The organism is Microbacterium maritypicum (assembly GCF_041529975.1).
Taxonomy (GTDB): Bacteria; Actinomycetota; Actinomycetes; order Actinomycetales; family Microbacteriaceae; genus Microbacterium.
In genome coordinates, this window is sequence record NZ_CP168030.1 from 3379344 (window position 1) to 3401896 (window position 22553).

23 protein-coding genes are annotated in these 22553 nt (G+C 69.1%); 13 read left to right on the forward strand and 10 right to left on the reverse strand.

What is annotated here, in order from left to right; all coding sequences use genetic code 11:
• Positions 1–9 precede the first annotated feature (9 nt).
• The 3 genes from ACCO44_RS16355 to ACCO44_RS16365 are packed head-to-tail and all read left to right on the forward strand — an operon-like array spanning position 10 to position 1867.
• Positions 10–714: a hypothetical protein gene (locus tag ACCO44_RS16355; RefSeq protein ID WP_029262123.1), complete on the forward strand. Its 705-nt coding sequence runs from the start codon at positions 10–12 to the stop codon at positions 712–714.
• Positions 711–1271 carry a hypothetical protein gene (locus ACCO44_RS16360; protein ID WP_051662546.1) on the forward strand — a complete coding sequence of 187 codons (561 nt, stop codon included), beginning with the start codon at positions 711–713 and terminating at the stop codon, positions 1269–1271. The genes ACCO44_RS16355 and ACCO44_RS16360 overlap by 4 nt, the downstream gene beginning before the upstream one ends.
• Complete coding sequence (locus tag ACCO44_RS16365) at positions 1268–1867, forward strand: hypothetical protein (protein ID WP_372467428.1); 600 nt, start codon at positions 1268–1270, stop codon at positions 1865–1867. Before ACCO44_RS16360 ends, ACCO44_RS16365 begins: the two co-directional genes overlap by 4 nt.
• On the opposite strand, the gene ACCO44_RS16370 is transcribed toward ACCO44_RS16365, so the two are convergent.
• Positions 1822–3222 (reverse strand): hypothetical protein, encoded by a 1401-nt coding sequence (locus ACCO44_RS16370; RefSeq protein WP_051662545.1) that lies wholly within the window; start codon positions 3220–3222, stop codon positions 1822–1824. The genes ACCO44_RS16365 and ACCO44_RS16370 overlap by 46 nt on opposite strands.
• Positions 3223–3265: 43 nt before the next feature.
• Entirely contained in the window at positions 3266–3826 is a 561-nt protein-coding gene (locus tag ACCO44_RS16375; protein WP_029262119.1) for an acyl-CoA thioesterase, read from the reverse strand.
• Between the two features lie 131 nt (positions 3827–3957).
• Here ACCO44_RS16375 and ACCO44_RS16380 point away from each other — a divergent pair, with 131 nt between their 5' ends.
• Together ACCO44_RS16380 and coaE are read left to right on the forward strand one after the other, a co-directional pair.
• Complete coding sequence (locus tag ACCO44_RS16380; RefSeq protein WP_168429446.1) at positions 3958–4467, forward strand: GNAT family N-acetyltransferase; 510 nt, start codon at positions 3958–3960, stop codon at positions 4465–4467.
• A gap of 37 nt (positions 4468–4504) precedes the next feature.
• The gene (gene coaE / locus ACCO44_RS16385) at positions 4505–5137 is read left to right on the forward strand and encodes a dephospho-CoA kinase (RefSeq protein ID WP_372467429.1); all 633 of its coding nucleotides are present in this window, start codon (positions 4505–4507) and stop codon (positions 5135–5137) included.
• On the opposite strand, the gene ACCO44_RS16390 is transcribed toward coaE, so the two are convergent.
• From ACCO44_RS16390 to ACCO44_RS16400, 3 genes are read right to left on the reverse strand one after another with little or no spacing between them, the layout of a single operon-like run.
• Complete coding sequence (locus ACCO44_RS16390) at positions 5112–6029, reverse strand: NAD(P)-dependent oxidoreductase (RefSeq protein WP_262001603.1); 918 nt, start codon at positions 6027–6029, stop codon at positions 5112–5114. The two genes, coaE and ACCO44_RS16390, sit on opposite strands and share 26 nt — an antisense overlap.
• The gene (locus ACCO44_RS16395) at positions 6026–6808 is read right to left on the reverse strand and encodes a MaoC/PaaZ C-terminal domain-containing protein (RefSeq protein ID WP_029262115.1); all 783 of its coding nucleotides are present in this window, start codon (positions 6806–6808) and stop codon (positions 6026–6028) included. The genes ACCO44_RS16390 and ACCO44_RS16395 overlap by 4 nt, the downstream gene beginning before the upstream one ends.
• Positions 6805–7707: an SDR family oxidoreductase gene (locus ACCO44_RS16400; protein ID WP_372467430.1), complete on the reverse strand. Its 903-nt coding sequence runs from the start codon at positions 7705–7707 to the stop codon at positions 6805–6807. The genes ACCO44_RS16395 and ACCO44_RS16400 overlap by 4 nt, the downstream gene beginning before the upstream one ends.
• 192 nt (positions 7708–7899) lie before the next feature.
• On the opposite strand from ACCO44_RS16400, the gene ACCO44_RS16405 reads away from it, so the two are divergent.
• From ACCO44_RS16405 to ACCO44_RS16420, 4 genes are read left to right on the forward strand one after another with little or no spacing between them, the layout of a single operon-like run.
• On the forward strand, positions 7900–8658 hold the full coding sequence (locus tag ACCO44_RS16405; RefSeq protein WP_262001606.1) for an enoyl-CoA hydratase family protein: 759 nt from the start codon (positions 7900–7902) through the stop codon (positions 8656–8658).
• Positions 8655–9521 carry a CoA transferase subunit A gene (locus ACCO44_RS16410; RefSeq protein WP_372467431.1) on the forward strand — a complete coding sequence of 289 codons (867 nt, stop codon included), beginning with the start codon at positions 8655–8657 and terminating at the stop codon, positions 9519–9521. The genes ACCO44_RS16405 and ACCO44_RS16410 overlap by 4 nt, the downstream gene beginning before the upstream one ends.
• Complete coding sequence (locus ACCO44_RS16415) at positions 9518–10267, forward strand: CoA-transferase subunit beta (protein WP_372467433.1); 750 nt, start codon at positions 9518–9520, stop codon at positions 10265–10267. The genes ACCO44_RS16410 and ACCO44_RS16415 overlap by 4 nt, the downstream gene beginning before the upstream one ends.
• Positions 10264–11337, forward strand: coding sequence for a nitronate monooxygenase family protein (locus ACCO44_RS16420; RefSeq protein WP_029262110.1), 1074 nt, complete (start codon positions 10264–10266; stop codon positions 11335–11337). The genes ACCO44_RS16415 and ACCO44_RS16420 overlap by 4 nt, the downstream gene beginning before the upstream one ends.
• 80 nt (positions 11338–11417) lie before the next feature.
• Here the strand turns inward: ACCO44_RS16420 and ACCO44_RS16425 are convergent, their stop codons facing one another.
• The 5 genes from ACCO44_RS16425 to ACCO44_RS16445 form a co-directional block, all read right to left on the reverse strand.
• Complete coding sequence (locus ACCO44_RS16425) at positions 11418–13988, reverse strand: S8 family serine peptidase (protein WP_372467434.1); 2571 nt, start codon at positions 13986–13988, stop codon at positions 11418–11420.
• Between the two features lie 2 nt (positions 13989–13990).
• Positions 13991–14992: an AAA family ATPase gene (locus ACCO44_RS16430; RefSeq protein WP_372467435.1), complete on the reverse strand. Its 1002-nt coding sequence runs from the start codon at positions 14990–14992 to the stop codon at positions 13991–13993.
• Positions 14993–15216: 224 nt separating this feature from the next.
• Positions 15217–16368: an acetyl-CoA C-acetyltransferase gene (locus ACCO44_RS16435; protein WP_262001611.1), complete on the reverse strand. Its 1152-nt coding sequence runs from the start codon at positions 16366–16368 to the stop codon at positions 15217–15219.
• Between the two features lie 20 nt (positions 16369–16388).
• A complete protein-coding gene (locus tag ACCO44_RS16440) occupies positions 16389–17177 on the reverse strand; it encodes an SDR family oxidoreductase (RefSeq protein ID WP_372467436.1) in 789 nt (262 codons plus the stop codon).
• Complete coding sequence (locus ACCO44_RS16445; RefSeq protein WP_372467437.1) at positions 17174–18340, reverse strand: acyl-CoA dehydrogenase family protein; 1167 nt, start codon at positions 18338–18340, stop codon at positions 17174–17176. The genes ACCO44_RS16440 and ACCO44_RS16445 overlap by 4 nt, the downstream gene beginning before the upstream one ends.
• A gap of 105 nt (positions 18341–18445) precedes the next feature.
• Here ACCO44_RS16445 and ACCO44_RS16450 point away from each other — a divergent pair, with 105 nt between their 5' ends.
• Genes ACCO44_RS16450 through ACCO44_RS16465 form a run of 4 tightly spaced genes read left to right on the forward strand, consistent with a single transcriptional unit; the run spans position 18446 to position 22549 of the window.
• The gene (locus ACCO44_RS16450; protein WP_262001614.1) at positions 18446–19309 is read left to right on the forward strand and encodes an enoyl-CoA hydratase; all 864 of its coding nucleotides are present in this window, start codon (positions 18446–18448) and stop codon (positions 19307–19309) included.
• Positions 19306–20475 carry an acyl-CoA dehydrogenase family protein gene (locus ACCO44_RS16455; protein ID WP_372467438.1) on the forward strand — a complete coding sequence of 390 codons (1170 nt, stop codon included), beginning with the start codon at positions 19306–19308 and terminating at the stop codon, positions 20473–20475. The genes ACCO44_RS16450 and ACCO44_RS16455 overlap by 4 nt, the downstream gene beginning before the upstream one ends.
• Positions 20475–21440: an acyl-CoA dehydrogenase family protein gene (locus ACCO44_RS16460; protein ID WP_372467439.1), complete on the forward strand. Its 966-nt coding sequence runs from the start codon at positions 20475–20477 to the stop codon at positions 21438–21440. Before ACCO44_RS16455 ends, ACCO44_RS16460 begins: the two co-directional genes overlap by 1 nt.
• Positions 21440–22549: an acyl-CoA dehydrogenase family protein gene (locus tag ACCO44_RS16465; RefSeq protein ID WP_372467440.1), complete on the forward strand. Its 1110-nt coding sequence runs from the start codon at positions 21440–21442 to the stop codon at positions 22547–22549. The genes ACCO44_RS16460 and ACCO44_RS16465 overlap by 1 nt, the downstream gene beginning before the upstream one ends.
• Positions 22550–22553 lie beyond the last annotated feature (4 nt).

The window sequence follows — 22553 nt, forward strand, 5'->3', positions numbered from 1 at the left end:
GCTGTTGCCGTGACCACGACGCCGCCGGAGAGCCCCGCCCAGGGGCAGGATCCGGCCGTCACCGCGGCGAACGCGAGCGCGAGGGCGAAGGTCCTCGGCTGGGCGCGACGCAGCATCGACCTGATCCCGACGTCCTGGCTCATCACCGGCGCCGGAGCCGTGCTGCTCGCGACCACCGCCGTCTTCGGCGGACTCGAGGCCGCGGCCGTCGATCCCACGCCGGTCGTCGAGGTCGGCGAGACCTTCGCGGGCTCCGATCTCGAGATGACCGTGCTCGGGGTCGAGCTGCGCGACGAGCTGAGCGCGGAGAGCGGTCGAACCCTGGTCTTCCCGGACGAGGAGAAGAGCGAGCGAATCCTGGTCGTCACGGTCGACGTCGTCAACACGTTCGACAAGCCGCGACCGTCGACGGCGAACCCCCCGCAATCCCCGGTGCTCGACGGCATCCGCATCGAGGGTCTCGATCAGAAGGGCGACGTCTTCCGTGCCGACGACGGCGAGCGCGCGCCCCGGTTGCAGCCTGACGTCCCCGCCCGCATGCTGCTCACCTGGACCGTCGGGCCGGACGACTTCCACGACGGCGACGAGATCACTGTCACCCTCCCCGAGTCGGACCACTACGTCGGGCAGAGCGTGATGCGCGGCGACTACTGGGTGGACGTCCGCGTCGGAGCGACGCTGACGGCGACCATCGACGAGGTGCCGCTCCCGTGAAGAAGCACATCCTGATCTGGGTCGCCACTGTGGCGTTGCTCGTCTGTGCGTGGGGCGTCTCGAAGGCGACGCTTCCCGACGACGCCCCGAATGCCGCGTTCGCCTCGGTCGCGCAGATCGGCGAACAGGCCTCCACCCGCAACCTGGTCGCTACCGTGACCGACGTGCACCTCGCGGATCGGGTCACGGATGCGGAGGGCTGGTCGGCCGACGGCACCTGGCTCGTCGTCGATCTCGAGGCCGCCACCGGCGTGACGCAGGATCAGAGCGGCTCACGGCTCGCGGAACTCACGATCGGCGACCGTACGTTCAGCGCGACGGATCGCGGCACCAGCTTCGTCGATCAGCGGCTGGTCACCGGTGTCCCCCGCTCCGGGAGCCTCGCGTTCGAGCTCCCGGACGACGTGACCGGCGACCGCGCGACGCTCCGCCTGGGCATGCCGGGTTCCGGCCTCGGAGAGGTGGTGCGCGACACCGTGATCGAGCTGTCGATCGACCTCGCCGCGCTGCCCGTCGAGGCCGAGGTGCTCCTGGACGAGAACGGCTGGGCCCGATGACCATCCCCCTCCCTCCGGTCCCGCCCGCGCCTCGGGAAGACGCGGAGGCCGCCGCTGCCCCGGCGAAGCCGCCCTCCTGGTGGCGCCGCAACACTCTGGCTCTGGTCGCACTCGTCGTGCTGCTGCCGGCGACCGCCATCGCGGTCGGGTGGCAGGAGTGGTACCAGTTCTTCGGATTCGGGGCCCGTGCGGTCACACCTGTGGTGGTCGTCGAGGACGAGACGACCGATCTCGCCGGCGCGACCTGGGGGCCGGTGCGCGGTGGGGAGATCGAAGACCTCGCGGGTCTCGACGTCCCTCCGAACACACGCCTGATCGCCGTCGGGGTGCCTGTGGATCCTGATGCCGAGGGGATGGGGTGCGAGACGCCGACCCTCGTGGAGCAGTCCACGGGGCGCGAGTGGGGTCCCGTCCGCGCGGAGATCGGGCTGGACTGGAGCGCGGAGGAACCGGAGACCTGCCTCAGCGAGCAGGCCGGCGCCTACGAGATGATCGTGCCGTTCGTGGTGCCGGAAGATGTCGAGGGCCCCTTCTGGGTCGACGTGCGCCCCTACGACGCCGGCGGGTCCTTCGTGAGGTTCGAGTTCGAGCCCTGACCCTCGACGCTGTCCCTGGCGGGGGCGGTGACCATCGCGGCGGCGACGGCATCCACCGACGAGGGCAGGAGTCCGGCGGCATCGGCGACGGCACGCATCTCCCCTTCCGCCTCCGAGACGCCCACCGTGTCGGTGCGGTCCTGCTGCCGCTTGCGCAGCCGCGCCAGAGTGGCGTCGTACGCCCCGCTGATCACCGCGATGCGCACCGGCTCCATGAGCAGCAGCGGCACGAGCGACACGAGCGGCGCGGCGATCGCCCAGAACACGTACTCCTGTGGGCCGACCAGCCGGGTGATGCCGAAGCCGAGGTACGACTCGAGCGCCTTCACGATGACGTAGAGCAGCGCGTAGGAGCCGACGAGGAGTGGCCCTGCGCGCCACATGAGCAGCAGCGCTCGTCCGATCGGGCGGAAGCGGGCGCCGAGCTCTTCGCCGAGATCCTTGAGTCGGCGCACGAGCGGGTTGGGGATCACGGCCGCGTGTTCGCGCACGCGGGCGATCAGCTCGCTCTCCACACGCAGCTTCTCGGCGACGATCGCCTGGCCGAACACGACGCCGGCGATGGTCAGCCACGCCAGCGGAGCGAGGAGCACGGGACCTGCTTCGGTGAGCACCCACCCGATGGCCTCCCAGAGCCAGCGCAGTGGGGCGACGGCATCCAGGATCTGTTCTCTGACCGTCTCGAAGAAGGCCATGGCCGCGCGGCTGTCGACCCACGCCTTGATCGTGTCGAAGATGTCGCCGAGCACCATCACCGAGAAGAAGACCCAGACGACCTCGAAGTAGACCGCGACCGGCGACAGCCACTTCGCGAGCTTCGCCGACCACTTCGACCACGCCCAGCGACCGGCGAACGCGAGCACGATGATCGAGATGGTCCATACGTTGATCGGCAGGTTCAGCACGGTGTCGACCGAGCTCACGGGACCTTCGCCGTTGGCAGCCGCCGTCCAGATGATTCCGTTGCGCACCTCGAGGGCGCGCAGCGAGTACGCCCGCACGTCTTCGCCCAGCAGACCCTGCGCCCAGTAGACCGCGAAGAAGGGGAGGATGCCGGCGAGCAGCGCCGAGAGGAAGGTGCGGCGGCGGTCCGCGGCCGCCTCGGGCAGCGGCGCGACCTCCTGCAGGTTGCGCAGACCGTCACGCAGCACCAGGAACATCGCGACCAGGCTGATCAACCGCGCGAGGATCCCGATCGGAAGGACGAGGAACCCGAGGGTGGCGGAGTACGCGCCGATGAATCCGGCGACCTCGGTGATCACGTAGTGCACCAGGACGCCGGCCAGATACCACGCCATGAGCGCGGGCCAGTGTCGCCACAGCACGCGCCCGGTGGTCTTCAGGATCGCCAGCACACGGTCAATATATCGTTGCCGCCGGCCAGCGCTGCCGACGGGGTCAGCCCCAGATGCTCGGCGCCTTCACCCGCACGGGCGGGAGGGCGGATGCCGCGGCCCAGTCGTGCACCCACGCGTCGATCTCCGGCACGCCCTCGGGCTTGCCGACCGCGGCGAACAGCTCTTCGTTGCTGACCGTGCCCCCGGTGCGACGCAGCATCCGCGCCCGCACGATCGCCCGGGCGTAGACCTCGCCGTCGACCACGGCGCGGTGCTCCAGGAACAGCGCCTTCTCGTCGTGGCCGATGAACCGCGACTGCACCTCGAACCGCTGCCACAGCTGCAGCGACTTGCGGAACGTGATCGTCTCGCTGGAGACGACCGCGTACCAACCCTGAGCCTTCATGGCATCGAACAGCCCGGTGCGGATGAGCTGGTCCCATCGTCCGAGGTCGAACAGCGACAGGTAGCGACCGTTGTTCATGTGCCGCAGGATGTCGAGGTCGGTCGGCAGAGTGGTGATGGTGATGCTGCCCACCGCCGTCGGGTCGAGGGTCTTCCCCCGCCGCACGCGGCGTCGGGCACCGAGGATCACCAGGAGGGTCCGCCAGATCACGTTCACGAGGATCGATCGTAGCCAGGCGTGCACGATTTGCGAACATCGTTGTACGAACCCTCCAGGCCGGCACGCCGAGCGTCATCGAACATCCACTCGATTTCTCCTTCACGGACGCCGCGCGTAGAGTCACGATCATGAGCGCCGAAGCCCAGCCTGAAGTCATCGTCCGCCCGGTCCGTGATGTGGATGCGGAAGCCCTCGGTCGCGTGCACGCCCAGTGCTGGCATGAGACCTACGACCACCTGATCAGCAAGGCGGCGCTCGAAAAGGTCTCGCCCCGGCGCATGGCCGAGCTGTGGACGCACTGGGCCTCGCAGGGTCCCGAGTTCAAGATGAACGCCGCGCTCGTCGACGGCGAGATCGTCGGATTCGTCGGCTCCGGCCCGGCCCGCGACAAGGATGCTCCGGCGTTCCGCGAGCTCTACTTCATCTACCTGCTCGACGCGTACCACTCCACCGGCATCGGACAGAAGCTGTTCGACGCCGCGGTCGAGACCGACGAGCCGCTGTACCTGTGGGTCGCCGAGGACAACCCCCGCGCGCACCGCTTCTACACGCGCAACGGTTTCCGCCTCGACGGCGCGACGCACACCGAGCCGTTCCTCGGCGAGACGCTGACCGAAGTCCGCTTCGTCCGTCCCTGACGAATCCGGGCACTGTGCACCGGAGCGGGTGACGGCCATGACCGCCTCCACCCTGGTCGGGCTCACCGGCGGCATCGCCGCGGGTAAGAGCACGGTCGCACGCGCACTCGCGACCCACGGCGCCCGCATCGTGGACGGCGATGCCGCCGCACGCGACATCGTCGACCCGCGGACATCCGGCGGGGCGGCGCTCCTGCCCCGCATCGCCGCGCTGCTGGGCGACGAGGTGCTCGCCCCGGATGGGGCGCTCGACCGGGCGGCCGTGGCGGCACGGGTGTTCGGCGACGACGCACTGCGTGGTCAGTACAACGCGCTGCTGCGCCCGGCGATCCTCGACGAGGTGGCCCGGCGCATCGCGGAGGCCCGGCGCGATCCCGGAGTCGTCGTGCACGAGATCCCGCTGCTCAACCGCACCACCGCACCATTGCCCTGGACCTACGACCTGGTGGTGACGGTCGAGGCCGTGGCGTCGACACGGTTGCAGCGTCTGCAGAACGACCGAGGGCATGACGCCGCCGAAGCGGAGCGCCGTATACGCGCACAGGGCGAGGAGGCCGACCGCGTCGCGATCGCCGATGTCGTGCTGCGCACCGACGGCACCCTCGACGAGACGCTGCGCGCGACGGCTTCGCTGTGGGCGCAGCTCAGCGCAGAGCGTCCACCGCGGTGACGATCTCGGCCAGCGCGCGTTCCACGTCGTCGCGCGCATAGCCGAGCAGCGCCGTCTCAGCCGGATCAGGCTCGTAGGCGATCACCGCGCCACGCCCCTGGACGATGAATCGGTCGGGCTGGAACGGATGCTCCTCGTCGCGCTCCTCGATCACGTGCGCGCTCCCTGCAGCATCCGCCAGCAGCTGGAAGTAGCCGCGGTAGGTGAGGTTGCGGTCGCCGACGAGGTAGGCGCGACCGCCCTCCCCGGCGTCGAGCGCGCCCCGCGCAGCCTGCGAGAGCGACCGCACCGACATGTAGTTCGTGCCGCCGGGAGGGGCGAACAGCTCGGGCTCGTCGAGCTCGCCGCGCGTCCACGCGATCATTCGGGCGAATCGGCGCACCCCGCGCTCGTCGGCGCCGACGATCGACGGCGGGTTCAGGGTCATCGCCGCGAAGCCGTCGTCACTCAGCGCCCGGGTGCGCTCATCCGCATCACGGCGGGCGGCGACGTACGGGATGCGCTCCGCCCACTCGGGATGCAGCTGGTGGTAGTAGCTGCCGATCTGCACGAAGCGACCGACCCCGGCAGCCTTGGCGAGCGCCGCGAACCGCGGCACCCCGACGCTCTGCGTGCGGTCCCAGAACGTGTCGTCCTCTTGATCGGCCGGCACGTGACGGATGTCGTTGCCGGCCGCGAACACGATCGCGTCGAAGCCCTCCAACATGCGCGGCGAGGACTCGGCGTCGGTGTAGTCACCTCGGAGCCGCGGCATCCCGTGGACCGCACGCGGATCACGGTCGGACGGATCGCGGCGGGCCATCACGGTGACCTCGTCCCCGTGCGCGGCGAGGTCGGCGGCGACATGGCTGCCGATCATCCCGGTCGCACCGACGACCAGCACCCGGCTCACGCGAACACCGCCCGACCGTCGGAGATCACGGAGACCCCGTCGCGGCGCAGCTCGAAAGCGCCGTCGGGCCAGGACTCGAGGTCGAGCGCGTCGCCCGGGATCACGGGTCCGCTGAAGCGGCCCTGGAGTGCGATCAGATCGGCCGGATGCGCGCCCTGCTCGGCGGCGAGCGCGAGCGTGGTCGCGGCGAGGGTGCACAGCCCCTGCAGGATGGGGGTCGGGTGTCCGATCCGGGCCGACGCTTCGGGGTCGATGTGGATGTGATGGCGGTCACCGGTCAACCGGTACAGGGCCGCCTGGGTCGCGAAGGTCTGCACCACGGAGCGCCTGCCCACCGGCCGCTCGGCGGATGCCGCTTGCGCGGGCCCCCGCTCTCCGCCGAAGCCACCGAATCCGGGGGCGAACAGCGACCACGTCGCCGTGAACTCGTCGCACTCCACGATCACGTCGAAGATCGCCGCGGAGCCCTTGTCCCAGACGTCCCCCACCCGGGCCGAGAGGCGCAGTTCGCCGGTACGGGGCAGCGGACGGTGCACCTCGAGCGTCTGCGAACCGTGCACGGCACGGTCGTCGAAGGCCCCCGCTGCGGCGAGGACGTCGGGCGCCCACTGCGCGAGCGTGAGACCGAAGGTCGGCAGCACCCGCAGCCGATCCTCGAACACGAGGTCGAGGTCGGTGGCCGCCGCACCCACGGCGAGGGCGTAGAGGATGGCATCCTTCTCGTCATAGGCGACGGTCCGCTCACCGAGATCGCGGCCCGCCCAGTCCGCCGCACTCATGCGCCGTATACCGGCTCGGGGTCGACACTCTCGGCGACGAGAGCGCGCACGGCATCGCCGACCTCCGCGGCCGACCACCGCCGATCGAGCTCGCGGACCGGGCCGTGGCGCCAGCCTTCCTCCAGGCAGATGCGCCCACCCTCGACCTCGATGACGCGGCCGCTGATCGTGCAGTCCGCACTCGCGAGCCACGCGACCACGGGAGAGACGTTCGCGGGATCCATCCGGTCGAAGCCGTCTTCGGGCGCGGCCATCGCGTCGGCGAAGGGGCCCTCGGTCATCCGGGTGCGCGCAGACGGGGCGATCGCGTTGACGGCGACGCCGTAGCGTCCCAACTCGGCGGCTGCGACCAGGGTCAGGGAGGCGATGCCGCCCTTCGCCGCGGAGTACGCCGCCTGCCCGATGCTGCCCTGGAGCCCTGCACCCGACGAGGTGTTCACCACCCGGGCCAGGGGCTGCCTGCCCTCTTTCGCCTCGGCGCGCCAGTAGGCGCTCGCGTGGCGCAGCGGGGCGAAGTGCCCCTTGAGGTGCACGCGGATGACGGCGTCCCATTCATCCTCGCCGGCGTTGACGAGCATCCGGTCGCGCACGAAACCGGCGTTGTTGACGAGGATGTCGAGGCGACCGAACGCGGAGATCGCCTGGTCGACGAGCGCTGCGGCCTGAGCGAAATCGGCGATGTCGGCTCCGTTGGCCACGGCTTCGCCACCCGACGCGCGGATGATGTCGACGACCTCCTGCGCAGGCCCGACCGACACGCCTGCGCCGTCGAGCGTCGTGCCGAGGTCGTTGACGACGACTGCCGCGCCCTGCCGGGCGAGTTCGAGCGCATGCTCGCGCCCGAGACCACGACCGGCGCCGGTCACGATCGCGACGCGACCTTCGAGGATTCCTGCCATGGATCGACTCTCCTTTGAGACTGTCCGGCTGATGAGCCGGCACCGACTGCGCGCGACGGGAGTGCGGTCGCGGATGACGATGTGCATGATCCTACCAACCAAGCAATTGCTAGGGCAAATGCGGTGAAGGGGTTATGAGCCAAACCAAGCAAGTGCTAGGGTGCCTTGAGCAAACGTTAGGTTAGGTGTCCGATGACGATCACTTCCACCCTGCATCCTTCCGGTGTCCGCACCGTGACGATGGACTACCCGCCGGTGAACGCCCTGCCCGTCGCCGGATGGTTCGACGTCGCCGCCGCGATGCACGAGGCCACCGCCGATGCGGCGACGCGCGTCGTGATCCTCCGGGCGGAGGGCCGCGGGTTCAACGCGGGCGTCGACATCAAGGAGATGCAGCGCATCGAGGGCTTCTCCGGCATCCTCGGGGCCAACCGCGGATGCTACGAAGCATTCAAGGCGATCTACGAATGTGCGGTCCCCGTGATCGCGGCCGTCAACGGCTTCTGCCTGGGCGGCGGGGTCGGGCTCGTCGGCAACAGCGACGTGATCGTCGCCTCCGACGACGCGACCTTCGGCGTTCCCGAGGTCGACCGCGGCGCACTCGGAGCGGCCACGCACCTCTCCCGCCTCGTCCCGCAGCACATGCTCCGTTCGATGTACTACACGAGCCGCACGGTCACGGCCCAGCGGCTCGAGGAGTTCGGCTCCGTGACCGCGGTCGTGCCGCGAGCCGAACTCGACGACGCCGCGCTCGCGATCGCGGAGGAGATCGCAGCCAAGGATCCGCGCGTCATCCGCGCAGCCAAGGAGGCGCTGAACGGCATCGACCCGATCGACGTCAACCGCAGCTACCGGTTCGAGCAGGGCTTCACGTTCGAGCTCAACCTCGCCGGAGTCGCCGATCAGCACCGCGACGCCTTCGTCGCGACCGGCGAGAACCTGTCGACATGACCATCGCGGCCTCCTCTCTCCCGGAGGTCGCATCGCTGATCCACGACGGCATGACGATCGGGATCGGCGGGTGGGGCTCCCGCCGCAAGCCGATGGCGCTGGTGCGCCAGATCGTGCGGTCGGGCGCCCGCGACCTGCGCATCGTCAGCTTCGGCGGCCCCGACGTCGGCATCCTGTGCGCCACCGGGCAGGCGTCCGAGGTGGTGCACGGCTTCGTGTCACTCGACAGCATCGCGATCGATCCCCACTTCGCGGCCGCCCGCCAGTCCGGCTCCGTGCACAACGTCGAATACGACGAGGGGATGCTGGTCGCCGGGCTCCGGGCCGCCGCCCGGCGCCTGCCGTTCGAGGTCACCCGGTCCGGAGCGGGCTCCGACGCCGTGACCCGCAACCCGCACATCCGCACGATCACCTCGCCCTACGCCGACGCGGAGGTGCTGGTCGCGATGCCCGCCGTGCCCCTCGACCTCGCGCTGCTGCACCTCGACCGTGCGGATGCCGCGGGCACGGCGGTCTGCCTCGGACCCGACCTCTTCTTCGACGATCTGTTCGCGGGTGCGGCCGCCCGCACCGTCGTGAGCGTGGAAGCCGTGGTGGACACCGCCGACCTGCTCGCAGGTGCCGGACCCACGTCATCCGTCCTCGACCGCACGCTCACCGACCTGGTCGTGGCGTCGCCGGGCGGAGCCGGGTTCACGGCGCACCCTCCGCACGCCTCCCGCGACGAGCGGCTGCAACGGGCGTACGTCGAGGCCGCCGCGTCGCCCCACGCCTGGGCCGACTTCCGCGCCCGTTTCCTCGACGTCGACGATGACGCCTATCGCGCGGCCGTGGCCTCCTTCCACGCCGAGGCGGCATCATGACCGCCACCCGTGCCGAGATCGCCGTCGTCGCCTGCAGCGACCTGTTCCGCGGGGCGGGCGCGATCCTCGCGAGCACGGTGGGCGTCGTCCCGACCATCGGCGCACGGCTCGCTCGGCTGACCCACGCGCCCGAGCTCCTGCTCAGCGACGGTGAGGCGACGCTGTATGCCGACACCCCGGCCGTCGACGAGCCCTTCCGCGAGCCGGAGGCGCCGTTCCCGTACGCGCGGCTGTTCGAGCTGATCGCCCGGGGTCGTCGGCACGTGGTCATGGGAGCGGCCCAGATCGACCGGCACGGAAACCAGAACCTCTCGGCGATCGGCGACCGTGACCGACCCACCCGGCAACTGCTCGGCGCTCGCGCGGCGGCCACCAACACCGTCAACCACGCCACCAGCTACTGGATCGCCCGCCACAGCCCGCGCGTGTTCGTGGAGCAGGTCGATGTAGTGACGGGAGTGGGACCGGATCGCGCGAGGGAGACCGGCGCGGATCGGTTCCAGGATCTGCGCCGCATCGTGACCGACCTCGCCGTGCTCGACTTCACCGGACCGGACGGTGCGGTCGCGCTCGCGAGCCTTCATCCGGGCGTGACACTCGACCGGGTCGTCGATGCCACCGACTTCCCCCTGCACATCCCCGCCGGCGTCTCCGAGACCCGGCTTCCCACCGACGAAGAGCTCCGCCTCGTGCGCGAGCGACTGGACCCGCGCGCACTCCGCGACCGAGAGGTGACCGCATCATGACGACTCCCCCGCAACTCGCCACACCGCTCACGCGACTCACCGGCGTCGACCACCCGATCGTGCAGACCGGCATGGGGTGGGTCGCCGGAGCCCGCCTGGTCTCCGCCACTGCGGAAGCCGGCGCCCTCGGCATCCTCGCGTCGGCGACCATGACGTACGACGAGCTCGAGCGGCAGATCATCGAGGTCGCCGAGCGCACCGATCGCCCCTTCGGAGTGAACCTGCGTGCGGATGCCGGCGACGCGACCGAGCGTGTCGAGCTGTTGATCCGGCACGGGGTGAAGGTCGCGAGCTTCGCCCTCGCTCCCCGCCGCGAACTGATCGAACGCCTCAAGGACAACGGCGTGGTCGTGATCCCCTCGATCGGCGCGGTGCGTCATGCCGAGAAGGTGGCGGCGTGGGGCGCGGACGCGGTGATGGTCCAGGGCGGAGAGGGCGGCGGCCACACCGGCGCCGTACCCACCTCGATCCTGCTGCCCTCGGTGGTCGCCGCGGTCGACATCCCGGTGATCGCGGCCGGCGGTTTCCATGACGGCCGCGGCCTCGCCGCCGCACTCGCCTACGGTGCCGCGGGGGTGGGCATGGGCACCCGCTTCCTGCTCACGAGCGACAGTTCGGTGCCCGAGGCGATCAAGCAGCGTTACCTCGGCTTCGGTCTGGACGGCACCGTCGTCACGACCAAGGCCGACGGCATGCCGCACCGGCTGCTGCGCACCGAGTTCGTCGAAGGCCTCGAAGGCGGCAACGCTCTCACGCGACTCGGGCCGACGCTGCGGCGCTCCCTCGAGTTCAAGAAGATGTCGGGGCTGAGCTGGCCGCAGATGGTGAAGGATGCCGTCTCGATGAAGAAGGCGACCGGGCGCTCGTGGGCGCAGATGACCCTCGCCGCGAACACCCCGATGCTGCTCAAGGCCGGTCTCGTCGACGGGGACACCCACGCCGGGATGCTCGCGGCCGGTCAGGTGGTCGGCATGATCGACGACCTGCCCAGCTGCGAGGAGCTCGTCGACCGTGTGGTGCGGGACGCCGTCGCGCAGCTGCGCGCCGCGGCATCCTGCCTGATCGACTGAGTCGCCGCTTGGAGAACCACTTCGACAGGTCCGTGTCAATACGAAAAGGACCTCGACCGGGGTCCCCTCCGCAGGCATCATTACACCTCGATGACGGTTGCGGCGACCTGCTGCGCAACGGGAGTCCACAGATCCACTTCGACTTCTGGGGACTCAATACTGACCACGAGCGAGTAGTCAACACCTAGATCACTCTGGTCCATTTTAGGACGATTCTTCCACCAGCCGAGGACCGGATACACCGCGATCGCTTCCTTGCTTGCAAGGTCGACAGCCGAGCCCGTCCAAATGTCGGTGTGGATCGAACCGGCAGACTTCTGTTGGTCGCTGCCGAACAGCCACCCCTTCTCAGTTGCCAGCGACAACGGCTTCTGCCCGTCGTCTCGCGCTTGCGTATTGATGCGCTGGCGGAATGAAACGACGCTCTCCTCCGGGCGCCTCATCGAGAAGCGCAGCCCGTGTGACGGATACACATACCGTCCAGCCCAGCCACGGCTCGAGGGATTGGGCTCCACAAAGTACGACAACGTAACGCGCAGACGCACTTGAGTCTCACCGAGATCCGTGAGCTGCTCGATTGGCCATGGAAGCTCGTGCAGGTTCATCTCCCGCGCCTTGCCGCTACTTGACTGCCCCTCGCGCTCGTACGGATGAATGGCCGACTCTGCGACGAGAGTGAGCGCGTTCGACGCGCTACGCGTCGCGCGTTCGAGGCTCGGCACACCCATTCCGTAACGTCGCAGCAGGTTGACGGCGTCCGCCTTTGTCCTTGCGTCGTCGACGCGGGATCGCATCGCATCGGTCCACTCTGCCGAATGCACGATCAGTGCGCGCACAGTCTCCGGGCGAAGATCGGGGTAAGCGGCATAGATGTCGGCGGCGATGGCCGCAACCTGAGCAGTGGCGGCAGATGTGTCACGGGTAGTGGCGAAATAGCCCTCGCCCGGTCGCTGGAGCCTCGTGGTGAGGATCGCGAGGTTCTCCGGGCTGTCGACATCGGTGCCATCGGGAGTTCGGGCGAGGTTGCCTCCAGCGGCGACCACATCAGGCTTGAAGGGCCAACGCTTCTGATCAAAAGATACCGAGGTTCGGCTCGTCGGCGACAGCTCTCCTCGAGCAGCGATCGGCACGTAGCCGGCGAACACGCCAAGCGCATGATCCATGGCGTCGTGTTCGGCGTAGGCACCGACAGTGAGGGCGTTCCACGACTGAGCCGGGTCCTCGACCGCTTCGGCGTCGCTTCGGTCGAGGTGGTCGTCTTCCGCACGGATGTCGCGAATGTTGCCAGCAGAGACGATGAAGAGCCTCGGGCGCCGCTGCTCCTCTCGATCCAGGTAGGTGAATTGTGGCGTCGTGTCGTCGATCGCACGTCCGTAGGTCAGCGCATCGACCGTTGCCGACCAGGCCGTAGGGCGGCCCGATTCCTGCTTTGGATGAGCGCCGGAGGCGTCCCCGATTGGCTCCCCCGCGCCGGCAGTCGCGGTCACAGCAAGCATGAATACTCGTTTGCGGTCGGCAGCGGAGATCTCCGGCTGATCCACCGCTCGTGCGGTCACCGCACCGTAAACGTCGGGCGCGTTGTCGCCGCTATCGGGCAAAAGCTTCACCGATTCGAGGCGATGCTGCAGAGGCACGTACTGGAGATCCAAAACCGCAGCTTGCAGATCGCCGTATAGCGCCAGGCCTGCCATCTCGGTGCCGTGCGAATGCACGGCGATGTCCTTCCGCCACGCGGGGTCTGCGGCGTGCAGATCGTCTTGTGCCAGGGAGTCGTCGAGCAGTGGATGGTCTGCCTGAACGCCGCGGTCGAGGATGCACACCACCGGCGCCCCATCCGCGGCCGCAGATGCTCGACTTTGAAGGTCTTGCACCCATTCCTTTTGCTCGAAGGCGTAGAGCTCGGGCAAGAAGCTGGAGACCTCATGCGGGCGCCGCAGCTCGGCGATGTCGTCGACCGCCCGGAACGTCGAGGCGAGTTGAGCCGCAGTTGCCTGTACGAGAATCACGGTGCGTTCACCAAAACCTAGGTAGTGATCGCTCGTCGTCAGGTCGTGCTGGCGGGCGTATGCGCCCAGCCGCTCACGCTCTTTGCCGTCCGTTCGGCGAAGCCAGGTCTCCCACCAACAGAGCTGGTTCTCATCCGTCGGAAACTGGTCGTCAGGATCTGTCCATAGTTCGCGAATCGTGGCCCTGCGGATGGAAGCAATCCCCTCCATGAGGGTGGCGTTGCTCGGCTTGGCGCTTCCCTGAGCGACCGACTCGACATATTTCTCGAGCTTGCGAAGGAAGTACTCCTTCTTGCCTACTGGGACGAAGACGGTTGCTTCGAGCACTCGGCCCGCGGGACCGTCAACTTCGCGCACGGCGACGAGTTCGGGCTGCTCGCCCGCGGCTAAAGACTCCAGGCTCTCGATCGCGAGTTCGAGCCCGGGGAAGGACACGAACGTGATGTACGTCCCAGTGGACTGAGCTTCCTCGTCGGCCGGTGGTTCCCATGCGGTTTCGAGCTCTGATGCCAACCGTTCACTGTGAGATTTGCGGTCGCCCGAAAACCCGGGCTTGTCGCTCCCGCCACCTTGCCCGGCGAGCGTAAAAGACTCGGTCGAGGGCGGCGTCGGCACGACAATGTGGGGGCGGTCGCGTTCAACCATGCCTAAGAACGGGCCACATCAGACGAGCGGAGCGGACGGGGGCGCTCCTCTAAAGCAGTAACGAGATCGTCGGTGCGAACTCGAATGCGATTGCTGAGCACCGTTCGCTTCGCCGCGTTCTCCGCTGCGGTCGAAATCTCGGCGTGGCTCAGCCCGCGGGCAGCCGGCACGATCCGCGGCCAGCTGAGATTACCTGTATAAAACGACGACAGCCTGTTCTTGATGACCCTTTGCACGGATGCGTCGTCAGGTAAGGAGAAGTCCATAACTGTGTCGAAACGACGGAACAACGCGTTGTCTAGCAGAGCGGGATGATTGGTCGCCGCGATGATGATGCTCTCAGAAGTGTCTTCTTCTAGAAATTGGAGGAAGGAATTCAGCACTCGACGAATCTCTCCCACATCGTTCTGCGCGGCGCGATCACCGCCGAGCGCATCTACTTCGTCGAACAGATAAACGCCGCGGGTCTCAGACAGCGCGTCGAACACGAGCCGCAGTTTCGCCGCTGTCTCGCCCATAAACTTAGTCAGCACCGTGTCCAGCCGGATCGAGAAAAGCGGCAGCCCGAGTTCGCCCGCCACGACCCGAGCGGTCGACGTCTTGCCAGTCCCCGGAGGCCCCACAAGCAGCACTCTGCGTGCGGGCGTCAGGCCATGCTTCGCGAGCGCATCGCGCTGCCGTTGTTCAAGGAGGACGTGCTTCAGCCGCTCTGCAAGCTTGTCAGCGAGTACGAGATCCCCGAGGCGCGCGTCGGGGTACGAAACGCTAAGGAGAGCGCCGAGCTCACCTTTGGGCTGAGCGAACGGCACGATCGATGCCACCCGAGCCTTGTTTCCGGCCCGCTCGCGCAGACCGTTGACCAGATCCCGAAGCTCCTGGGCAAACTTCGACTGCCCCGTCCGCGCGGCCTTAGCCGCGACCTGCATCGCAACGGCGTAGAACTGAGGGTCATCACCATCCGCATGGCTCTTGACCAGCGCTTTCACCTGATCGTTGGTCGCCATCTGGGACCTCCTCTCGGTGAAAGAATTGCGCCGTCTGGATGCGTGCAGACAGAGTGATTCTAGCCGAGCACGACCCGCATCCTGGGAGGCGCTACGCACACCCGATCCAGACGAGGCTCAAGACCCGTCGATGTGACGACTCTTCAGACCTCTCCGCGAGATGGAACCTTTTGCGGGCTTGCGATCGAAAGCACACGCCCCGCCCCGAGCCCAGTCCGCCGTCGTCAGAGGCGCTCGATGATCGTGGCGTTCGCCAGACCGCCGCCCTCGCACATGACCTGCATGCCGTAGCGGCCGCCGGTGCGCTCCAGCTCGTTCAGCATCGTGGTCATCAGCCGGGTGCCGGTGGCTCCGATCGGATGCCCGAGGGCGATGCCGCCGCCGTTCACGTTGAGCTTCTCGCGCGGCACACCCGTCTCCTGCAGCCAGGCGAGCACGACCGAGGCGAAGGCCTCGTTGACCTCGAACAGGTCGATGTCGTCGAGCGTCATGCCCGAGCGCTCCATCGCGTAGGCCGTCGCGGGGATGGGCGCGGTGAGCATGAACACGGGACTGTCGCCACGCACCGACATGTGGTGGATGCGCGCCCGCGGGGTGAGGCCGTGGTCCTTCACGGCCTGCGCGCTCGCGATCAGCACCGCGCTGGAGGCGTCGCTGATCTGCGAGGCCACGGCCGCGGTCAGTCGCCCGCCCGGAGTCAGCGTCTGCAGGCCGGCCATGCGCTCGAGCGAGGTGTCGCGGCGCACACCCTCGTCGTGGTCGAGTCCGTTCAACGGGGCGATCTCGTTCGCGAAGCGGCCCTCGTCCTGGGCGACTGCCGCACGCTGGTGGCTCTCCAGCGCGAACTGCTCCATCTCCTCGCGGGAGATGTCCCACTTCTCGGCGATCATCTCGGCGCCGACGAACTGCGAGATCTCCTGGTCGGGGTAGCGTGCCTGCCAGCCGGGCGACTCGGCGAACGGCGTCGTGAACCCGTAGGCCTCTCCGGCGACCATGGCCGACGAGATCGGCAGCTGCGACATGTTCTGCAGCCCACCCGCGATCACCAGGTCGTTCACGCCGCTCATCACGGCCTGCGCGGCGAAGTGCACGGCCTGCTGGCTCGACCCGCACTGCCGGTCGATCGTGACACCCGGCACGTGCTCGGGGAAGCCGGCGACCAGCACGGCCGAGCGCCCGACGTTGCCGGACTGCCCGCCGATCGTGTCGGTCGCGCCGATGATGACGTCGTCGATGGCGCCGGGATCGATGCCCGTGCGCTCGACCAGCGCCTTGAGGCTGTGCGCCCCGAGGTCGGCCGGATGGATGCCCGAGAGCGAGCCGCCGCGCTTGCCGACCGGGGAACGGACCGCGTCGACGATGTATGCCTCTGCCATGTTCTTCCTTCTCTCTGAACTCACGCGTGCTGACTGCTGACGGCGACGACCTCGCCGGTCATATATGAGGAGTATGCGCTGGCGAGGAACACCATGACGTTGGCGACCTCCCAGGGTTCCGCCGCCCGCCCGAACGCCTCGCGGGCCTTGAGCTGCTCGAGCATCTCGGGAGAGGTGACCTTCTCCAGGAACGGATGCATCGCCAGGCTCGGCGAGACGGCGTTGACGCGGATGCCGTGCGGGGCGAGGTCCATCGCGGCACTGCGGGTGAGCGCCATCACCCCCGCCTTGGCTGCGGCATAGTGGGCCTGCTCGACCTGGGCGCGCCAGCCGATGACGGAGGCGTTGTTCACGATGACCCCCGCGGTACCGGCGGCGACCATGCGCCGGCCGACGGCGCGGATGCAGCGGAAGGTGCCGGTGAGCGTGACATCGAGGACCTTGCCCCACTGCTCGTCGGTCATGTCGAGGATCGAGACCGAGCCGCCCAGGCCCGCGTTGTTGATCATGACATCGATGGGCCCGCCCTCTTCCGCGAGGTCGAGGAAGGCGGTGATATGGTCCTCGACGGTCACGTCGCACACGGCCGTGCGCACGCGGTCCGCGCCGAAGCGGTCGCCGAGCTCCTGTTGCGTCTCGGCGAGGCGACCGGCGTGGGTGTCACCGAGCACGACGAGCGCAGCACCCTCCTCCAGGCAGCGGATCGCGGCGGTCTGGCCGATGCCGGCACCCGCGGCGGCGGTGATGACGATGCGCTTGCCGGCCAGAAGACCGTGGCCGGGAACGTACTCGGGGGCGGTGGAGCTCATGGGCGGGCCTCTCGGGGCAGGCCGAGCACGCGCTCGGCGATGACGTTGCGTTGGATCTCGTCCGAACCGCCGTAGATGGTGTCGGAACGACTGAACAGGAACAGGGTCTGCAGGTCGTCGAGCGCGTAGTCCGCCCCGACGAGGAGGGACGCGGGGCCGGCGACGTCCATCGCGAGCTCACCCAGCGAGCGGTGCCAGTTCGACCACAGCAGCTTCGTCACCGAGGCACTGTCGCCCTGCTCGCCACCCAGGGTGCGCAGGGCATGCTGGCGGATCACCTCGAGCTCCATCCGGGCGCGCACCAGCCGGTCGCGGAGCACGGCGTCGTCGATCGCGCCGGTTCGGGTGGCCGTGTCGATCACGGCATCCAGCTCGCGGCGGAACGCGATCTGCTGCGCGAGCGTCGAGACGCCGCGTTCGAAGCCGAGCGTCGCCATGGCGACCTTGAACCCGTTGCCCTCGCCGCCGACGACCAGGTCGACCGCGGTGCGGGCATCGTCGAAGAAGACCTCGTTGAACTCGCTGGTCGCGGTCAGCTGCAGGATCGGCCGCACCTCGACGCCGGGCTGATCCATCGGCACGAGCAGGTACGACAGCCCCTGGTGGCGGGCGGAGCCGGGTTCGGTACGCGCGATCACGAAGCACCAGTCGGCGTGCTGCGCGAGCGAGGTCCAGACCTTCTGTCCCGTGATCGACCATTCCTCACCCACGCGCTGCGCCTTGGTCGACACGGCGGCGAGGTCGGACCCGGCGCCCGGCTCGGAGTATCCCTGGCACCACAGCTCCTCGGCCGCGACGATGCCCGGGAGGAAGCGGGCCTGCTGCTCGGGGGTGCCGTGGGCGATGAGGGTCGGTCCGAGCAGCTCCTCCCCGAGGTGGTTGACCCTGGCCGGAGCATCCGCTCTGGCGTACTCCTCATGGAAGATGACCTGCTGCGCGATGCTGAGCCCGCGGCCGCCGTGCTCGACGGGCCACGCGACGCACGTCCATCCGGCGGCGGCCATGTGGCGGTTCCATTCGAGCCGTGCCTCGAAGTCCTCGTGCTCACGTCCGGAGCCTCCGCGGCCGCGCAGATCGGCGAAGCGGCCGGTGAGGTTCTCGTCCAGCCATCCGCGGATCTCGGCACGGAACCGCTCATCCGCGTCGTGCTGCGTCGCGTCCATCTGTGCTCCTCATCGAGTCGTGGTCTTCGGCTTGCCGTTCACGTATAGTATCAATAAACCAAGCGATTGTTTGGTTTACTGCTGGAGTTCAGAGAGGAACCCGTCATGACCGTCGAATCCGCCGACGCCGTGGTCACCTACGAGGTGCGCGGGTCGACAGCGATCATCCGATTGAACCGCCCTCAGTATCGCAACGCGCAGAACTCCCGGGTCACCTATGCGCTCGACGCCGCCTTCACCCGCGCCGTCGACGACGACGCCGTCAAAGTCATCGTGCTCGGCGGCAACGGCACGCACTTCTGCGCGGGTCACGACATCGGCACCCCCGAGCGCGACATCGACCGGAGCTTCGAACGCAAGGCCGTCATCTGGTGGGACCACGTGGGCGCCCAGGGCGTCGACTCCCGCTTCGCACGCGAGTCCGAGGTGTACCTCGGCATGTGCCGGCGCTGGCGCGAGATCCCCAAGCCGGTCATCGCGATGGTGCAGGGCGCGTGCATCGCCGGCGGTCTCATGCTCGCCTGGTCGTGCGACTTCATCATCGCCGCCGACGATGCCTTCTTCCAGGACCCTGTGGTGTCGATGGGCATCCCCGGCGTCGAGTTCTTCGCGCACCCGTGGGTGACCAATCCCCGCGCCGCGAAGGAGATGCTCTACACCGGAGACCGGATGCCGGCCGCCCGCGCGCACGAGCTCGGCATGGTGAACCACGTCGTTCCCCTCGACGAGCTCGAGGAGCGGACCCTCGAGATCGCGGAGCGCATCGGACGGATGCCGCGCCTCGGACTCGCTCTGACCAAGAAGGCCGTGAACCAGGCCGAAGACCTGCAGGGGATGCGGGCCGGAATGGACTCGGTGTTCGGTCTGCATCACGCCGCACACGCGCACAACGCCGAGGTCGGCGGCGACTCCCTCGGCGGGGTCGACGTGCGCTCGATCAAAGCCGACACGAAGGGGGCCACGCCGTGAACCTCGACCTGACCTCCGAGCAGCAGGCGTTCGCCGCAGAGGCACGTGCCTGGCTCGCAGAGAACGTCCCGCCGACCCCGCTGCCCTCGATGGACACCGAGGCCGGCTTCGCCGCGCACCGGGAGTGGGAGGCGACGCTCGCCGCCGGCCGATGGTCGGTCGTGTCCTGGCCGGAGCAGTACGGCGGCCGCGACGTCGGCATCACCGAGTGGGTGCTCTTCGAGGAGGAGTACTACCGCGCCGGCGCCCCCACACGCGTCGCGCAGAACGGCATCTCCCTGCTCGCGCCGATCCTCTTCGAGCACGGCACCCCCGAGCAGCACGAGCGGTTCCTCGGCCCGATGACCGACGGCTCGCTGATCTGGGCGCAGGCCTGGTCGGAGCCGGGAGCCGGCAGCGACCTGGCCGCGATCCGCAGCACCGCCCGCCGCGATGAGGTCCGTGGGGGCTGGGTGCTGAACGGTCAGAAGATCTGGAGCTCGCGAGCGGTCTGGGCCGATCGCGGCTTCGGGCTCTTCCGCTCCGACCCCGAAGCCCTGCGGCACCACGGGCTCACCTACTTCCTGTTCCCGATGGATGCCGAGGGAATCACCGTGCGGGCGATCGCGCAGCTCGACGGGACCACCGGCTTCGCGGAGATCTTCTTCGACGACGTGTTCGTGCCCGATGCCGACGTGCTGGGGGCTCCCGGCGACGGCTGGCGCGTGGCGATGAGCACCGCGGGGAACGAGCGCGGCCTCTCGCTGCGCGCGCCCGGCCGCTTCCTCGCCGCGACCGACCGTCTGGTCGCGCTGCAGTCCGAGCACGGGACCGTGTCGGAGGACGACGCGGTGGTCGACGCCTGGATCGGCGCCGAGGCCTATCGTCTCTTCACCTGGCAGACCGTCAGCACCCTGCTCGAGGGCGGGTCCGTGGGCGCCGAGGGCAGTGTGAACAAGGTGTTCTGGTCCGAACTCGACGTGCACATTCACGAGACCGCCCTGCGTATCCTCGGCCCCGAGGGCGAGTTGCGGGGAGCGTCCGCGGTCGACGGGGGCCGCTGGGTCGACGACTACCAGTTCTCCCTCGCCGGCCCCATCTACGCGGGGACGAACGAGGTCCAGCGGAACATCATCGCGGAGCGGATCCTCGGACTCCCCCGCGGCGGAGACGGAAGGCGCGCATGATGCGGTTCCTGCCCACGGAAGAACAGGTCGCGTTCGCCGAGGCCATCGACGAGATCGTCGACGGCGCCGGCGGCGCGGATGTGGCTCGCAGCTGGGCCGACGGCGACACCGCTCCGGGCCTCGCCCTGTGGGGGCAATTCGCCGAGCTCGGCCTCCTCGGGCTGCGGGTGAGCGAGGAGTCGGGCGGCTTCGGGGGCACGCTGAGCGACCTCGTGGTCGTGTTCGAGCGCCTCGGGTACCACGGCGTTCCCGGCCCGTACCTGGAGACGGTCGCCCTGCTGCCTGCCCTGGTCGACGACGACACGAGGGCCGACCTCGCCGCCGGAGCCATCGCGACCGCCGCGGTCGACGGCACGGCCCCGGCTGCCCTCGACGCGGCGCTCGCGTCGCACCGGTACCTCGTGCGCGACGGCGCCCTGCATCGCGGCGAGATCGGAGAGGAGCTGACCTCGGTCGCCCCGACCCGGCGTCTCGCCCGCCTCACCCCGACCGGCGACGCGACACCCCTCGGACCCGGCGCGCTGGAGGCGGCTCTCAACGAGGCGAGCCTCGCCGCCGCAGCCACTCTGGTCGGCGCCGGAGAGCGGATGCTGGCGGAAGCGGTGTCGTACGCGAAGGTGCGTGAGCAGTTCGGCCGCCCGATCGGCGAGTTCCAGGCGCTCAAGCACCAGCTCGCGGATGTGCGCATCGCCCTGAGCTTCGCCCGTCCGCTCGTGTGGAACGCCGCCCTGCGTGCCGACGAACCCGACGAGGATCGGGCGATATCGGCCGCGAAGGTCGCCGCGGGTGATGCCGCGCTGCTCGCCGCCCGCACCTCGCTGCAGGTGCACGGGGCGATCGGCTACACCGCCGAGCACACCCTGCGCATCTGGCTCGGCCTCGCCCCGGCATTGTCTGCGGCCTGGGGCACCCCCGCGTTCCACCGGGCACGGATCGCCCGCGATATCCTCCCGAAGGAGCGGTGATGTCATTCGAACCCGATGAGGATCAGCAGGAGCTGGTGGCCCTGGTGCGCGGCATCCTGAGCCAGCGTGCCGACAGCGCGGCGACCCGTCGTGCCATAGCGAGCACCGAGCGCTTCGACACCGACCTGTGGCGCCTGCTGTGCGAGGAGATCGGCATCGCCGGCATGGCGATCCCCGAGGAGTTCGGCGGCGCGGACTTCACTCTCCGTGAGGCGCAGCTCGTGTTGGAGGAGATCGGCTACTCGCTCGCCCCCTCCCCGTATCTCGGCTCGGTCGCGATCGGGGCGCAGGCGATCCTGACCACCGGCGACGCGGATGCCGCCGCCCGGCTGCTCCCCGGCATCGCCGAGGGATCATCGTCAGCCGCTCTCGCCTGGGCTGCTCCCGACGGACGCTTCGCCCCGGAGCGGGTCGACGTCCACGCCGAGGACCGCGAGGGCTGGCAGCTCAGCGGCGCGAGCGGGTTCGTCCTCGACGGCGCCACCGCCGACGTGCTGCTCGTGGTCGCTCAGACCTCCGACGGCCCGCGCCTGTTCGAGGTGATCGACACCGAGGCCGTGGTCCGCGAGGACACTCCGACCATGGACCAGACCCTGCGCCTGGGCACGCTGCGCTTCGACGCGGTCGCAGCGCGACCCCTCGGAGCCGTCGACCCGGGCGTCCTGGAGACCGTGCGTGCGCTCGCGCTCGCGGCGATCAGCGCGGTACAGGCGGGAACCGCCGCGCGTGCCCTCGACGAGACCGTGGCATACGCGAAGCAGCGGGTGCAGTTCGGACGCGCGATCGGGTCGTTCCAGGCGATCAAGCACCGCCTGGCGGACATGCACGTGCAGGTGGAGGTCGCACGCACCGCGTCGCGCGCAGCATCCGATGCTCTCGCCACCGGAGCCGCCGACCGCTTCGAGCTCGCGACCATCGCGAAGGCGACGTGCTCCGAGGCGCTCGAACACGTCGCCGCCGAGACGATCCAGCTGCACGGCGGCATCGCGATCACGTGGGAGCACGACGCGCACCTGATCTTCAAGCGCGCGCACTCCCTCGGCCGGCTCTTCGGCACCGCTCGCGAGCAGCGCGAGCACGCGGATGACTGGGCGCTCGCGACGGCCTGAGACT

Bases quoted from the DNA above. Each gene is read 5' to 3' on its own strand.
- ACCO44_RS16365 (WP_372467428.1), top strand. From the start codon at position 1,268: ATGACCATCCCCCTCCCTCCGGTCCCGCCCGCGCCTCGGGAAGACGCG.
- ACCO44_RS16380 (WP_168429446.1), top strand. From the start codon at position 3,958: ATGAGCGCCGAAGCCCAGCCTGAAGTCATCGTCCGCCCGGTCCGTGAT.
- coaE (WP_372467429.1), top strand. From the start codon at position 4,505: ATGACCGCCTCCACCCTGGTCGGGCTCACCGGCGGCATCGCCGCGGGT.
- ACCO44_RS16395 (WP_029262115.1), bottom strand. From the start codon at position 6,808: ATGAGTGCGGCGGACTGGGCGGGCCGCGATCTCGGTGAGCGGACCGTC.
- ACCO44_RS16400 (WP_372467430.1), bottom strand. From the start codon at position 7,707: ATGGCAGGAATCCTCGAAGGTCGCGTCGCGATCGTGACCGGCGCCGGT.
- ACCO44_RS16405 (WP_262001606.1), top strand. From the start codon at position 7,900: ATGACGATCACTTCCACCCTGCATCCTTCCGGTGTCCGCACCGTGACG.
- ACCO44_RS16410 (WP_372467431.1), top strand. From the start codon at position 8,655: ATGACCATCGCGGCCTCCTCTCTCCCGGAGGTCGCATCGCTGATCCAC.
- ACCO44_RS16415 (WP_372467433.1), top strand. From the start codon at position 9,518: ATGACCGCCACCCGTGCCGAGATCGCCGTCGTCGCCTGCAGCGACCTG.
- ACCO44_RS16420 (WP_029262110.1), top strand. From the start codon at position 10,264: ATGACGACTCCCCCGCAACTCGCCACACCGCTCACGCGACTCACCGGC.
- ACCO44_RS16425 (WP_372467434.1), bottom strand. From the start codon at position 13,988: ATGGTTGAACGCGACCGCCCCCACATTGTCGTGCCGACGCCGCCCTCG.
- ACCO44_RS16430 (WP_372467435.1), bottom strand. From the start codon at position 14,992: ATGGCGACCAACGATCAGGTGAAAGCGCTGGTCAAGAGCCATGCGGAT.
- ACCO44_RS16435 (WP_262001611.1), bottom strand. From the start codon at position 16,368: ATGGCAGAGGCATACATCGTCGACGCGGTCCGTTCCCCGGTCGGCAAG.
- ACCO44_RS16440 (WP_372467436.1), bottom strand. From the start codon at position 17,177: ATGAGCTCCACCGCCCCCGAGTACGTTCCCGGCCACGGTCTTCTGGCC.
- ACCO44_RS16445 (WP_372467437.1), bottom strand. From the start codon at position 18,340: ATGGACGCGACGCAGCACGACGCGGATGAGCGGTTCCGTGCCGAGATC.
- ACCO44_RS16450 (WP_262001614.1), top strand. From the start codon at position 18,446: ATGACCGTCGAATCCGCCGACGCCGTGGTCACCTACGAGGTGCGCGGG.
- ACCO44_RS16460 (WP_372467439.1), top strand. From the start codon at position 20,475: ATGCGGTTCCTGCCCACGGAAGAACAGGTCGCGTTCGCCGAGGCCATC.
- ACCO44_RS16465 (WP_372467440.1), top strand. From the start codon at position 21,440: ATGTCATTCGAACCCGATGAGGATCAGCAGGAGCTGGTGGCCCTGGTG.